The following is a 12,217-nucleotide window of genomic DNA, read 5'->3' on the forward strand; positions in this document are numbered from 1 at the left end:
ATGACGGTGATGGTGTTCGGGGCCAGCAGTCAGATCGGCCGCTTCCTGCTGCCGCGCCTGCTCGCGCGCGGAGAAACCGTAAAGGCGCTGAGCCGCTCGGAGCGCGCCAGCGAACCGGGCCTCACGTGGGTGCACGGCAAGTTGCCCGACCGCGTGCCGGATGTGGGGCGCCCGCTGGTGATCATCAGCTTCGGTCCGCTGCTGCCGTTCGCGCAGTGGCTGTCGTCCTTGGTGCTGGCGCCGGGCACGCGCGTGATTGCGACCAGTTCGATGAGCGCCGAATCCAAGCAGGATTCCGACGTGCCCGCCGAGCGTGCGATTTCGCAGTCGCTGCGCGATGGCGAAATCGCCCTGGCCGCCGCCTGCGAGAAGCAGGGAGCACTGTGGACAATCTTCCGTCCCACACTGATCTACGGCGCAGGACTGGACAAGAGCCTTACGCCGATCGCCCGTCGCGCGATGCGGCTCAGGGTGTTTCCGTTGCCGGCAGGCCGAGGCCTGCGCCAGCCGGTCCATGCAGACGACATCGCTGCGGCGGTCGTGGCGGCGCTGGACCATCCCGAAGCGGCCGGCCGGATCCTGCCCCTGGGCGGGGGCGAGCGGCTCACGGCCGGGGAGATGTTCGCCCGGGTCCGCCGGAGCCTGCCGATCGGCACGTTGCCCGTTCCCGTTCCGGCGCCGCTGTTGCGCCTGGGCCGCCACGCCGTGCCCAGGCTGCGCGGTCCGCTGACGCGGCTGGAAGCCAATCTCGTCGCCGACAATAGCGAGCTGCAGCGGCTGCTGGGCGTCTCACCGCGGCCCTTCCAGCCGGATGCCGCCTGCTGGGAGCCTCAGCTGTAGGAGCGCACCCAGTGCGCGATTGGCCTGGCGGGATTCCGCGGCGAACGCGTGCATTGGGATACGACCCGGCCCTGGGGTCGCGCACCGGGTGCGCCCCTACAGTGGTTGGCCGGCCGCGACAAACCCGCCGGTGCCTCGCTTCGGCCTCATCCGCGCCACAAACCGCCGCTGGCGTTCAGATACCCGCGGGGAAGCGGGCCCTATGATCCCGTGGCCTCTTCCGTTCAGGATCTCCCCTCTTTGGCCTTCTTGACCCGCCTCCGTTCGTTCGCCAGCGCTGTCTGGCCCTGGGTGCGCATTCCGTTCTGGATCTGCATGGGTCTGCTGTTCGGCTTCGTGTTGCCTTATACCCTGGTGCTCAACAAGCGGGTGCAGGATCGCTTCAACGACCTCGTGTTCGCGGTGCCCACGCGCATCTATGCGCGGCCGCTGCCGCTGTCCGCCGGCACGCCGATGAATCCGGCGACCCTGGAACTGGAGCTGACCTTTGCCGGCTACGGCAACGACGGTCGCGGCCAGGTGGCCGGAACCTGGGCGAAGGAGGGCAGCACCTACAACATCGCCTCGCGTGGCTATGCAGGGCCGGACGGCGGTGAATTGCCCAAGCGCATCCGCGTCGTGCTGGGCAAGGGCCAGGTCGCCAGCGTGAAGGACACGGCCAACGGCCGGCCGCTGGACCTCACCCATCTCGATCCGGCACGCATCGCCACCGTGTACGGCTCGCAACAGGAAGAGCGCCGCATCGTTCGCCTGGCCGACGTGCCGCCGCTGCTGATCAGCGGCCTGCAGGCGGTGGAAGACCGAGACTTCAAGCATCACATCGGCATCGACTTCACCGCGATCTTGCGCGCCTCGTTCGCCAACCTGCGTGCGGGCCATACCGTGCAGGGCGGCTCCACGCTCACGCAGCAGCTGGTGCGCAACCTGTTCCTGGATCGCTCGCAGAACCTCACGCGCAAGTTCAACGAAGCGCTGATGTCGATCCTCATCGAAACGCACTACGACAAGAGCCGCATCCTCGAGGCCTACGTCAACGAGGTGTTCCTGGGCCAGCAGGGCAACCAGGCCGTGCATGGTTTTGCCGCCGCGTCGGAGTTCTACTTCGGTCGTCGCATGGAAGACCTCAGGCCGCAGGAGATGGCGTTGCTGATCGGCCTGGTGAAGGGGCCGAGCTACTACGATCCGCGTCGTTATCCGGATCGTGCACTGGTGCGCCGCAACCTCGTGCTCGACCAGTTTGCCGAGACGGGCCTGATCGCGCCCGACCAGGCCGCAGCCTTCAAGAGCACGCCGCTGGGCATCGTCAGCAACGGTCAGTTGCCACACAACCGCTTCCCGGCCTTCATGCAGCTGGTGCGTGCGCAGATCACCAGTGACTTCGACGACGACACGCTTTCCAACGGCAACCTGAGCATCTTCACCACGCTCGATCCGGCGGCGCAGCTGTATGCGGAGCAGGCGATCACCTCGACGGCGGCCAACCTCGGCAAGCGTGGCGAAGCCGCGCAGGCCGCGGCCGTGGTGACCGAGGCGAAGACCGGTGCCGTGCTCGCCATGGTCGGCAGCAAGACGCCGGGCGAGCAGGGCTTCAATCGCGCGATGGACGCGCGTCGTCCGATCGGTTCGCTGATGAAACCGCTCGTGTACCTCGTCGCACTGGCCAACCCCGAGCGCTGGAATCTCGGCAGCCCCGTGGAGGATTCGCCCATCAGCATGCGCCAGCCCGACGGCAGCTACTGGACGCCGAAGAACGACGAAGGCGACGTGCACGGCTCGGTGCCGATGGTTGACGGCCTGGTGCATTCCTGGAACCTGGCGACGATCAACCTCGGCATGAGCGTGGGCGTCGCGCGCATCAAGGCGTTCCTCGAGTCGTTCGGGCTCACCGACGTCAACCCGAGTCCGTCGCTGCTGATCGGCGCCGAAGACATGTCGCCGTTGCAGGCCGCGCAGCTCTACCAGTACATCGCCGCCGACGGCCACGCGTTGCCGCTGCTGGCCGTGCGTGGCGTGGTCGACAACAAGGGCCAGACCATCAAGCGCTATGAGGTGAAGACCGGCCCCGGCGAATACCAGCCCGCCGTGCGCCTGGTGACGTGGGCCATGCAGCAGGTGGCGCGTTCGGGCACGGCGGCTTCGATCGGCAGTTCGGGTCTCGCCTACCTCAATGCCGCGGGCAAGACCGGCACCAGCAATGACATGCGCGACAGCTGGTTCGCGGGCTTCACCGGCGATCACCTCGCGCTGTTCTGGATGGGCCGCGACGACAACAAGCCCAGCGGCCTGTACGGCGCCACGGGCAGCCTGCGCGCCTGGCAGGAGTTGTTCCGCAAGCTGCCCACGCGCCCATTGTCGGCGGCGCCTGGCGATGGCCTGGAGATGGCATGGATCAATACGTCCAACGGCCACCGTTCGGAAGAAGGATGTGAAGGCGCGCGCCAATTGCCGGTGGTGGCCGGTACACTTGGGCAGGACGCCGAAGGCTGCTTCTGGCAGCACGTCGGCAATCTTTTCGGCAGCGCCGATACGCCTCCCGCGCCAGCCACGCCCACCGAACCCGCACGAGATTGACCATGTCGAGCCGTCTTCTTCGCCTCTCCGCCGCCCCAGCCACGTTGGCGGTCCTGCTGCTCGCCGCGTGCAGCCAGCCCAGCGTTCCGGCGCAGGCCACGCGTCCGACCATTTCGGATGAGCAGATGCTGGCGTCGATCCGGGCGGCGGGCGACAAGGAGAAGTCGGCCATCGACGTGAACCCGCTGCGCGATCCGGGCGTGGCCGCGCTGCAGGACGCCGCCGAAGGCGACCTGCGTACCGGCAAATACCAGGATGCGGCGACCAAGCTCGACCAGGCGCTGAAGATCAGCCCGGATTCACCGGACCTGCTGCAGGACCGCGCCGAGCTGGCCATTCGCCTGAAGGACTACGGCAACGCCGAGAAGCTCGCGCACCGCTCGTGGGAATTGGGCCCGCGCCTCGGTCCGCTGTGCGCCCGCAACTGGCAGACCATCGTCGAACTGCGCCAGCGCGCCGATGACCAGGCCGGCGCCGCGAGCGCCAGCAAGTGGGTGTCGCAGTGCCATGTGGAAGGGTTGCAGCGCTACTGAGCGCGGGAGTCACGCATACCCTGTAGGAGCGCACCCAGTGCGCGACCGCAGAGTAACGTCTCACGGTAGTGACTGCTTTTCGCCAGCGGTATGGAAGTGGCGTCGCTTCACCGCTCCGTAGGCTATCGCGCACTGGGTGCGCTCCTACAGCAAAGACGGTGCCCTAGCGCCGACGCTCCTCCATCAGCCCCACCAGATTTCCATCCGGGTCACGGAGGAACGCCAGCCACAGCGTGTGGTCGGACAGCTCCGCGGTGGCCTGTGGTTCGCGTTCACCCACCGCGCCGCGATCGAGCAGCGAAGCGAAGGCGTGTTCGATGTCGCCAACCTTGAAATACAGGATGGAATTGCCGCCCACGGCGCCCGCGCCTTGCGGGGTCGACAACATCAGGCGCACGCCGCCGCTGTCGAGAAAGGCGAGGTTGGGCGCCGGGCGAAACAGGAAGGGCAGCCCGAGGATGTCGCGATAGAAGGACAGCGCCGCATCGACGTCGCTGACGGTGATCGCAATCTGGCCGATGCCATTAATGGGCGTGGACATGGCGATGCTCCGCGGGAGGCCACTCGCAGTCTAGGGCATTCGCAGCCCGGCGGAAGGTCGGCCATACTTGCCGGATGATCGATAACGAGGACGTTGCCGCGCTGCTGGGCACGGAAGGCCCCTTCGCCCGCGAGCTACCCAATTTCGCCCCGCGCGCCGCCCAGCAGGCGATGGCGCGCGCGGTGCAGCACGCCATCGCCGAGCGCGAGACCTTGGTCGCCGAAGCTGGTACCGGCACCGGCAAGACCTTCGCGTACCTGGTGCCTGCGCTGTTGTCTGGCGAGCGCGTGATCGTTTCGACCGGCACCAAGGCGCTGCAGGACCAGTTGTATTTCCGCGATCTCCCGCGCGTGCGCTCCGTGCTGGATGCGCGCCTGAAGACGGCGCTGCTGAAGGGACGTTCCAACTACCTGTGCCTGTATCGCCTGGACCAGACCGTACGCGAAGGTGCCACGTTCGATCGCACGCAGGCGTCGCAGCTTGCTGCGGTTCGCGCGTGGTCGGCGCGCACGCGGCGTGGCGATCGCATGGAACTGGCGGAGGTGCCCGAAGAATCGCCGTTGTGGCCGCGCGTCACGTCCACGCCGGAAAATTGCCTGGGCGTGGAATGCCCGTTCTATGACGACTGCCACGTGGTGAAGGCGCGGCGCGAAGCGCAGGAAGCCGATCTCGTGGTGGTCAACCATCACCTGTTGTTTGCCGACCTCGCGCTGAAGCAGGGAGGCTTCGGCGAGATCCTGCCGGGTGCGCAGGCCTTCGTTCTCGACGAGGCACATCAGATTCCCGAGCTGGCAGGGCAGTTCTTCTCGCAGAGCATCAGCGCGCGACAGCTCACCGAGCTGGCGCAGGACAGCCTCAATGAGTGCAATGGCGTGACCGGCGCCATCGGCCTGCTGCTCGAACCCGTGGAAGCCTTGCAGGAAACGGTGCGCAAGCTGCGCCTGGCGATGGATGTGCTGCCCGAGCGCGGCCCATTCCATTTGCTGGAGGCCAGCGACGCCATCAACGCGGCGTTGCACGACACGCGCGACGTGCTGGCGGCGCTGACCGACGTGCTGGCGTCACAGGCGGAACGTTCGCGCGGGTTTGCGAATGCGCACGAGCGCGCCGCACACCTGAGCGAACGTCTCGATCGCATCGCCGAGCGCGAGAGCGAACGGGACGTGCGCTGGTTCGAACTGTTTCCGCGCGGCTTTGCATTGCATGCCACACCGCTCGATCTCGCCGCGCCGTTGCGCGCGATGCGAGAGCAGACGCAGGCGGCCTGGATACATACGTCTGCCACGCTCTCGGTGGCGGGCAGCTTCGATCATTTCGCTCGGCAGCTCGGGTTGGAAGATCCGCAGACGCTGCATGTCGAGAGCCCGTTCGACTATGCGAAGCAGGCGCTGTGCTACCTGCCCGAAAACCTGCCCGATCCCTCCGTTCGCGACTACACCGATCGCGTGGTCGAGGCCGTGCTGCCTGTCCTGCATGCATCGAATGGGCGCGCCTTCCTGCTGTTCACCTCGCATCGGGCCTTGCGTCGCGCCGCCGAGCTTCTGCGCGAGCGCGTGCCATGGCCGCTGTTCGTGCAGGGCACCGCGCCGCGCCATCGCCTGCTGGAAGAGTTCCGTGCGAGCGGCCATGGCGTGCTGCTGGGCGCCGCGAGTTTCTGGGAGGGCGTGGACGTGGCGGGCGAGGCGCTGAGCGTCGTGGTGATCGACAAGCTGCCCTTCGCGGCGCCGGACGATCCGGTGCTGCAGGCGCGCCTGGAAGCACTGGAGCATTCGGGCATCAATCCCTTCATGGGCTGGCAGGTGCCCAGCGCGGTGATCGCGCTCAAGCAGGGCGCGGGACGCCTGATCCGTGACGTGCACGACCGTGGCGTACTGGTGCTGTGCGATCCGCGCCTCACCACCAAGGGATACGGACGTCTGTTCCTGGGCAGCCTGCCGCCCATGCCGCGCACGCGGGTGTTGGGCGATGTGCAGGCGTTCTTCGCCGGCGGTGCATCGTCGGTCGGGTGATCCCGTCAGGCCGGCACTGGTTTTCTGCGCCCGGTCGCTGGACGATGTCCCGACATTCCACCGCGTGGAGGGCGACGGCATGGCCAAGGTCACCGGCATGGGCGGCTTCTTCTTCAAGTCGCGCGATCCCAAGGCATTGGGCGAGTGGTATGCCCAGCACCTGGGCTTGTCGATCGAAGGATGGGGCGGCGTGCGTTTCGACGACGATGCCGCGCGCAGCGGCTACACCGTCTGGTGCCCGTTCGCCGCGGACACCGATTACTTCGCGCCCAGCGCGCAACCGTACATGATCAATTTCCGCGTGGATGATCTCGACGGCATGCTCGCCAGGCTTCGCGAAGGCGGCGTGACGGTGGATGACCGTGTCGAGGAAAGCGAGTTCGGGCGTTTCGGCTGGATCATGGATCCGGAAGGCACGCGCATCGAACTGTGGCAGCCGCCGGCCTAGGCGCTAAGCGGCGGCGAGTTGCCGGAGACATGCCGCTGTCGCCGCATCGGCAGGCACGAAGGCTTCCAGCGCCAGCTCGGCGAGCGTGATGTCCATCGGCGTGCCGAACACCGTCGTGGTGCTCAGCATCGACAGCACGGCATCACCGAGTTCGAGTTCCATCGGCACCGCGATCGCATCGTTGGTATGCGAAGACGCCGACTCCTCACCCGGATAGCTGCGCAGTTCGGCGAGCAGCGTCATCAGCCCCGGATCCTGCGTGGCATCGATCTGCCGTCGCAGGCGTTCGAGCAGGTGCGCACGCCACACCGGCAGGTTGCGGATGCGCGGCGCGAGTCCTGTCGGATGCAGGCTCAGCTTGAGCACGTGGATGGGCGGCTGCAGCCACTGCGGCGGGAGCCCTGCGAGCAGGCGTTGCGTGGCCTGATTGCAGTCGACCAGATGCCAGTGGCGATCGACCACCAGGGCTGGATAGGGCTCCATGCCCTGCAGCAGCAGGCGCATGGTGTCGCGCACGGAAGCCAGCGCGGGATCGGCTAGCGCGCGCTCGCGATAGGCGGGTGCGAAGCCCGCGGCGATCAGCAGTTGGTTGCGCTCGCGCAAGGGAATCTCCAGGTACTCGGCAAGGCGCACGATCATGTCGCGACTCGGTTGCGCGCGACCCGACTCCATGAAGCTGAGGTGGCGCGTGGAGATCTCCGCACCGCTGGCGAGGTCCAGCTGGCTCAAGCGCCGATGCCGCCGCCACTCGCGCAGCAGGTCGCCGATCGGGCGTGGGGAAGCGGCGGGCAGGGCGGCAGTATGGCTCATCGGCGTGGACGGTCCAGGCGGGTGATCGCGTCATCTTCCCATGCGAGCGCAACCGGAGGCGGGGACGACGGCGCATCGCACCGCCGTCCCGATGGCGCTCAGGCCATCTGCGGAACCTTGTCCAGGAAGCCGAACACCTGGCGGATGCGGCCGTCCTGCAGCGACGCCACGTCGAAGCCGATCACCAGCGGTTCCTCGGCACCCGGCGCGGCCAGATGCCACTGGAAACGCAGCGTGTCGTGATGGGCGTCGACATCGCCGGCCAAAGTGAACCGGTGACCCGGGAACATGTTCTGCACCGCGGCGACGGTGGCATCGATGGCTTCCCAACCCTTGGCATCCACCATCGGGTCGGTGTAGCGCGCATGCTCGTTGTAGACATCCTCGATGAGGTTGCGGCGACGCAGGGTGTCGGTCTCGTTCCAGCTGGCGATATAGCGTTCAGCGAGGGCATAGGCATCGGTGGGCATCTTCGTTCTCCTCTTCGTGTTCGTTGGGGTGAGTCCAGCTTGCGGCCACCCGAGCGCACAAGCGATTACCTGGCAGGTAATGGATCGTTGTCCTGCTTTTGCCTCCGTCGTGCCCGGCCTTGCCGCCGTCGGGCCCTCTCGATGGCGGCAGGGCCGGTGAACCTGCCAGACGTGTCCGGGGCGATGCTTGCCATTACCATGGAGTCCTCATGAATCTGCTCGCCATTGAAACCTCCACCGAAGCCTGTTCCGTCGCCCTGATCCATGGCGACGAAATCATCGCGCGCAGCGAAATCGCGCCTCGTCGCCACGCCGAGCTGGTGTTACCAATGGCGGACAACCTGCTGGCCGAAGCCGGCTTGGGGCGCCACGCGCTTGACGCGATCGCCGTGGGCCGCGGCCCTGGCGCATTCACCGGCGTACGTCTCGGCATCTCGCTGGCGCAGGGCATGGCGCTGGCGTTGGACGTACCGGTGGTCACCGTGTCGTCGCTCGCTGCACTCGCACTGGAAGCGCCAGAAGACGAATCGGCGATCCTCGCCGTGATCGATGCGCGCATGGGCGAGATCTACGCCGCCAGTTTTCGTCGCGACGACAACGGTGGCCTGATCGCGCTCGACGATGAACGCGTGTGCCTGCCGCAAGCGCTGTCGTTGCCCGAGCAGGTGCGGTGGCATGTGGTCGGCACCGGCTGGGCCACCTATGCCGGCGAGTTGCGTCCTCGTCTCACCGGTGAGCTGCTGTCTGCTGAAGGTGCGCGCTACCCGCAGGCGCGACATGTCGCGGAATTGGCCGCGCGCGAATTCGCGGCGGGCGGTGCAACGGCGCCCGAACATGCATTACCGGTATACCTGCGCGACAAGGTGGCGCTCACGCTGGTGGAGCAAGGCAAAGCCTGACGCCGCGTTTTGTAGGAATTTTCCTACGACTTGTATGAGATGCCGTTCCGGCGTCTGTCCCGCTATGGTTGCCGGGTCCCAGGGGAAACACGGACGGGACCGCCGGCCACGGATGGCCACGATTCACTTCGCGCCGCGACCTGAGGGGAGACGCCGCATGAGTCGTCCGGGGGATCGCAGGGCATTCCTTTCGATGTCGAGCCGCGCGTTGGTCGCCGGCATGCTGGCACCCACCGCGACGTTCGCCGCTGCCGGCAGCCATGGCGCCGCTTCCACCGCAGGCAAGTCGCCGGCAACCTCTACGACAACGCGTTCGTGCTTGACGGCAACAGCACGCCCGGCATCGGCGGCATCTGCTGCAGCGAAGACACCGCCGAAGCGCTGAAGATCGTCCGCGAGAGTGGCGTCACCGCCATGAAGACCACCATGGGTGGCTTCGAGGGCAGCTTCGAAGAGACGGTGGCCGAGATCGCCGCCGTGCAGAAGCTGGTCGGGCACTTCCCCGATCGTTTTCTCCGGGTCGCTCGCCATGACGATCTCGATCGCGCCAAGCGCGAGCAGAAGCTGGCGCTCATCCTTTCGTTCGAGGCGGCCAGCATGCTGGGCGACAAGCCCGATCGCATCGAGACCTTCCGCAACCTCGATGTGCTGGTGATGCAGCTGTCCTACAACCGCAGGTCGCCGTTTGGCTGTGGCTGCCTCGACGGCGATGCCGACGGCGTCACCTCGCTGGGACGGGAGGCGATCGCGCGGATGAATGCACTCGGCGTGGCGCTGGACCTGAGCCATGCCAACGTCGCGACCACGATGGACGGCATCGCCGCATCGACCAAGCCGGTGGTGATCACCCACGCGGGCTGCCGCGCCGTGTTCGATCATCCCCGCAACAAGAACGACCGCGAAATGAAGGCGATGGCGGACAAGGGCGGCGTGATGGGCATCTACATGCTGCCCTTTCTCACCGAGGACACACGCCAGCCGATGCTCGCGGATTTCATGCGGCACCTGACGCACGCGCTGGACGTGTGCGGCGAGGATCACGTCGGCATCGGCACCGACCTGTCGGTGGCCGCGCTCACCGACGAGGACATCGCCTACGTGATGAAGTATCTGGAGGAGCGCCGGAAGAAGGGTATTGCCGCCCCCGGTGAAAATCGGCCGCTCTACATTCCGGACCTCAATACGCCGCGCCGGCTTGAGCGGGTGGCGGATGCCATGCAGAAGCAGGGCTATGGCTCGCGCACCATCGAGAAGGTGCTGGGCCTCAATTTCAGTCGCGTCTACCGCGACATCTGGATGGCCTGAGGCCGTCAGCCGGGAGACTTGTCCCCGGGCGGATCCCCCGGAGCGGGCGGCAGCGGCTTGCCTGACTGGATCGCGTGCGCGTTCATGATCGCCGGTAGCAGGCCGGGAAAGCGCTGCTGGATCTCGTCGCAGCGGGTCGTATTGAGCATCTCCACGCCGCGCCGCTCGCTGCGGATCAGCCCCGCCTCGCGCAGCGCCCGGAAGTGCTGGGAAAGGGTGGACTTGGGGATGCAGCGGTCTTCGACCTGCAGGAAGGCCGAGCAACTGCTGTTGGCGCCCTCCGCGCAGGCCAGCTGCGCGTAGATACGGACGCGTACGGGATCGGACAGCGCATGGAGGATGCCCTCCACGGTGATGTCGTCGATCGAGGGGTGGGTCAACGGACGCATGCCGTCATTTTACCAGCTCTTGAAAACTAGTTCATAAGTTCGTATGTTGCGAACTATGGGAGTTGAGAACTCCCAGTTGTCCTCTCCCCAACTCCCGTCAGGACCCGTCATGAGCAAGCTCAAAGGCAAAGTCGCCGTCGTTACCGGCGCATCCAAGGGTATCGGCGCCGCCATCGCGAAATCGCTGGCCGCCGAAGGTGCCTCCGTCGTCGTGAACTACGCCTCCAGCAAGGCTGGCGCCGACGTCGTGGTCAGCGAGATCGAAAAGGCCGGCGGCAAGGCCGTGGCCGTCGGCGGCGACGTTTCCAAGGCAGCCGACGCCCAGGGCATCGTGGATGCCGCAGTCAAGCATTTCGGTCGCCTGGACGTCCTCGTCAACAACTCCGGCGTCTATGAGTTCGGCGCCATCGAGCAGATCACCGAGGAACACTTCCACAAGCAGTTCAACGTCAACGTGCTCGGCCTGCTGCTGACCACCCAGGCGGCCGTCAAGCACCTCGGCGAAGGCGGCAGCATCATCAACATCGGCTCGCTCGTGACCCGCATCGTGCCGGAGACCAGCGCGGTCTATACCGGTACCAAGGGCGCGGTGGACGCGATCACCGGCGTGCTGTCGCGCGAGCTGGGCCCCCGCAAGATCCGCGTCAACGCGGTGAATCCGGGCATGGTGGAGACCGAGGGCACCCATTCAGCCGGTTTCATCGGCTCGGATTTCCACGCCCACGCCGTGGCGCAGACTCCGCTTGGCCGCATCGGCCAGCCGAACGACATCGCCTCCATCGTCACCTTCCTGGCCTCGGACGACTCGTACTGGCTGACCGGCGAGCGCCTGTTCGCCGGCGGCGGCGTGCGCTGAGGCGAGCCCTGGCGGCGGTGCGCTTCCGTTCACGGGGCGCACCGCCGCATGCATCGTCTTGACGGAACAGGTCGGAGCATCTCGTTCGATTCCTCATCGAACCAGGTGGGCCATGCCTCAGGACGTCTCCAGTCTCGGTGCTCCGCACTTCGGCGTCATTCGCTTCCGCTCATCGTTCGACTTCGTAAAGACCTTCGAAGGGCTGGAAGAGGCCATCACCTCGCGTGGCCTCACCATATTCGCGCGCATCGATTTCAGCGGCGACGCGGAGCGGGCTGGGCTGAGCATGCGTCCCGAGAAGATGTTGATCTTCGGCAACCCGAAATCGGGCACGCCATTGATGAAGATGGAACCCGCCATCGGACTCGATCTGCCGCTGAAGGCCCTGGTGTGGGAAGACGAACACGGCGACGCGTGGATCGCATGCAACACGCCGGAATACATCGTCGGCCGGCACGAACTCGGACCGGAAACCGCCAGTCAGCTCGCACCGGCGATGGCCCTCCTGCAACAGTTCGCGCGGAAGTAAAGAGCGGTTTCGTGCGC

Annotated in this window: 13 protein-coding genes; 9 read left to right on the top strand and 4 right to left on the bottom strand. The window is 66.5% G+C overall.

Going from position 1 to position 12,217, the window contains the following annotated elements:
• The 3 genes from CA260_RS04470 to CA260_RS04480 all read left to right on the top strand — a co-directional run bounded on the left by CA260_RS04470 (position 1) and on the right by CA260_RS04480 (position 3,944).
• The gene (locus tag CA260_RS04470) at positions 1-840 is read left to right on the top strand and encodes an SDR family oxidoreductase (protein ID WP_111981209.1); all 840 of its coding nucleotides are present in this window, start codon (positions 1-3) and stop codon (positions 838-840) included.
• A gap of 240 nt (positions 841-1,080) precedes the next feature.
• Positions 1,081-3,411, top strand: a complete 2,331-nt coding sequence (gene mrcB, locus CA260_RS04475) for a penicillin-binding protein 1B (RefSeq protein ID WP_111981210.1) — start codon at positions 1,081-1,083, stop codon at positions 3,409-3,411.
• A gap of 2 nt (positions 3,412-3,413) precedes the next feature.
• Positions 3,414-3,944, top strand: coding sequence for a tetratricopeptide repeat protein (locus CA260_RS04480; protein WP_111981211.1), 531 nt, complete (start codon positions 3,414-3,416; stop codon positions 3,942-3,944).
• A 163-nt stretch (positions 3,945-4,107) separates the two neighbouring features.
• On the opposite strand, the gene CA260_RS04485 is transcribed toward CA260_RS04480, so the two are convergent.
• Complete coding sequence (locus CA260_RS04485; RefSeq protein WP_111981212.1) at positions 4,108-4,485, bottom strand: VOC family protein; 378 nt, start codon at positions 4,483-4,485, stop codon at positions 4,108-4,110.
• A gap of 74 nt (positions 4,486-4,559) precedes the next feature.
• Here CA260_RS04485 and CA260_RS04490 point away from each other — a divergent pair, with 74 nt between their 5' ends.
• Positions 4,560-6,494 (top strand): ATP-dependent DNA helicase, encoded by a 1,935-nt coding sequence (locus CA260_RS04490; RefSeq protein ID WP_111981213.1) that lies wholly within the window; start codon positions 4,560-4,562, stop codon positions 6,492-6,494.
• A gap of 79 nt (positions 6,495-6,573) precedes the next feature.
• A complete protein-coding gene (locus CA260_RS04495; RefSeq protein ID WP_111981214.1) occupies positions 6,574-6,942 on the top strand; it encodes a VOC family protein in 369 nt (122 codons plus the stop codon).
• Positions 6,943-6,945: 3 nt separating this feature from the next.
• Here the strand turns inward: CA260_RS04495 and CA260_RS04500 are convergent, their stop codons facing one another.
• On the bottom strand, positions 6,946-7,752 hold the full coding sequence (locus CA260_RS04500; protein WP_111981215.1) for a helix-turn-helix domain-containing protein: 807 nt from the start codon (positions 7,750-7,752) through the stop codon (positions 6,946-6,948).
• A 98-nt stretch (positions 7,753-7,850) separates the two neighbouring features.
• Positions 7,851-8,222 carry a nuclear transport factor 2 family protein gene (locus CA260_RS04505; protein ID WP_111981216.1) on the bottom strand — a complete coding sequence of 124 codons (372 nt, stop codon included), beginning with the start codon at positions 8,220-8,222 and terminating at the stop codon, positions 7,851-7,853.
• 209 nt (positions 8,223-8,431) lie between these two features.
• Between CA260_RS04505 and tsaB the strand changes: the two genes are divergently transcribed.
• Positions 8,432-9,121, top strand: a complete 690-nt coding sequence (gene tsaB, locus CA260_RS04510; protein ID WP_111981217.1) for a tRNA (adenosine(37)-N6)-threonylcarbamoyltransferase complex dimerization subunit type 1 TsaB — start codon at positions 8,432-8,434, stop codon at positions 9,119-9,121.
• Positions 9,122-9,436: 315 nt separating this feature from the next.
• Positions 9,437-10,426 carry a dipeptidase gene (locus CA260_RS04515; RefSeq protein WP_238149608.1) on the top strand — a complete coding sequence of 330 codons (990 nt, stop codon included), beginning with the start codon at positions 9,437-9,439 and terminating at the stop codon, positions 10,424-10,426.
• A gap of 5 nt (positions 10,427-10,431) precedes the next feature.
• Here CA260_RS04515 and CA260_RS04520 read toward each other — a convergent pair whose 3' ends face one another.
• The gene (locus tag CA260_RS04520; RefSeq protein WP_111981218.1) at positions 10,432-10,815 is read right to left on the bottom strand and encodes an ArsR/SmtB family transcription factor; all 384 of its coding nucleotides are present in this window, start codon (positions 10,813-10,815) and stop codon (positions 10,432-10,434) included.
• Between the two features lie 109 nt (positions 10,816-10,924).
• Between CA260_RS04520 and CA260_RS04525 the strand changes: the two genes are divergently transcribed.
• Both CA260_RS04525 and CA260_RS04530 read left to right on the top strand, forming a co-directional pair.
• Positions 10,925-11,671, top strand: a complete 747-nt coding sequence (locus tag CA260_RS04525; protein WP_111981219.1) for a glucose 1-dehydrogenase — start codon at positions 10,925-10,927, stop codon at positions 11,669-11,671.
• A gap of 112 nt (positions 11,672-11,783) precedes the next feature.
• Positions 11,784-12,200, top strand: coding sequence for a DUF302 domain-containing protein (locus CA260_RS04530; RefSeq protein WP_111981220.1), 417 nt, complete (start codon positions 11,784-11,786; stop codon positions 12,198-12,200).
• Positions 12,201-12,217 lie beyond the last annotated feature (17 nt).

The organism is Dyella jiangningensis, from assembly GCF_003264855.1.
In the GTDB taxonomy this organism is placed as follows: Bacteria; Pseudomonadota; Gammaproteobacteria; order Xanthomonadales; family Rhodanobacteraceae; genus Dyella; species Dyella jiangningensis_C.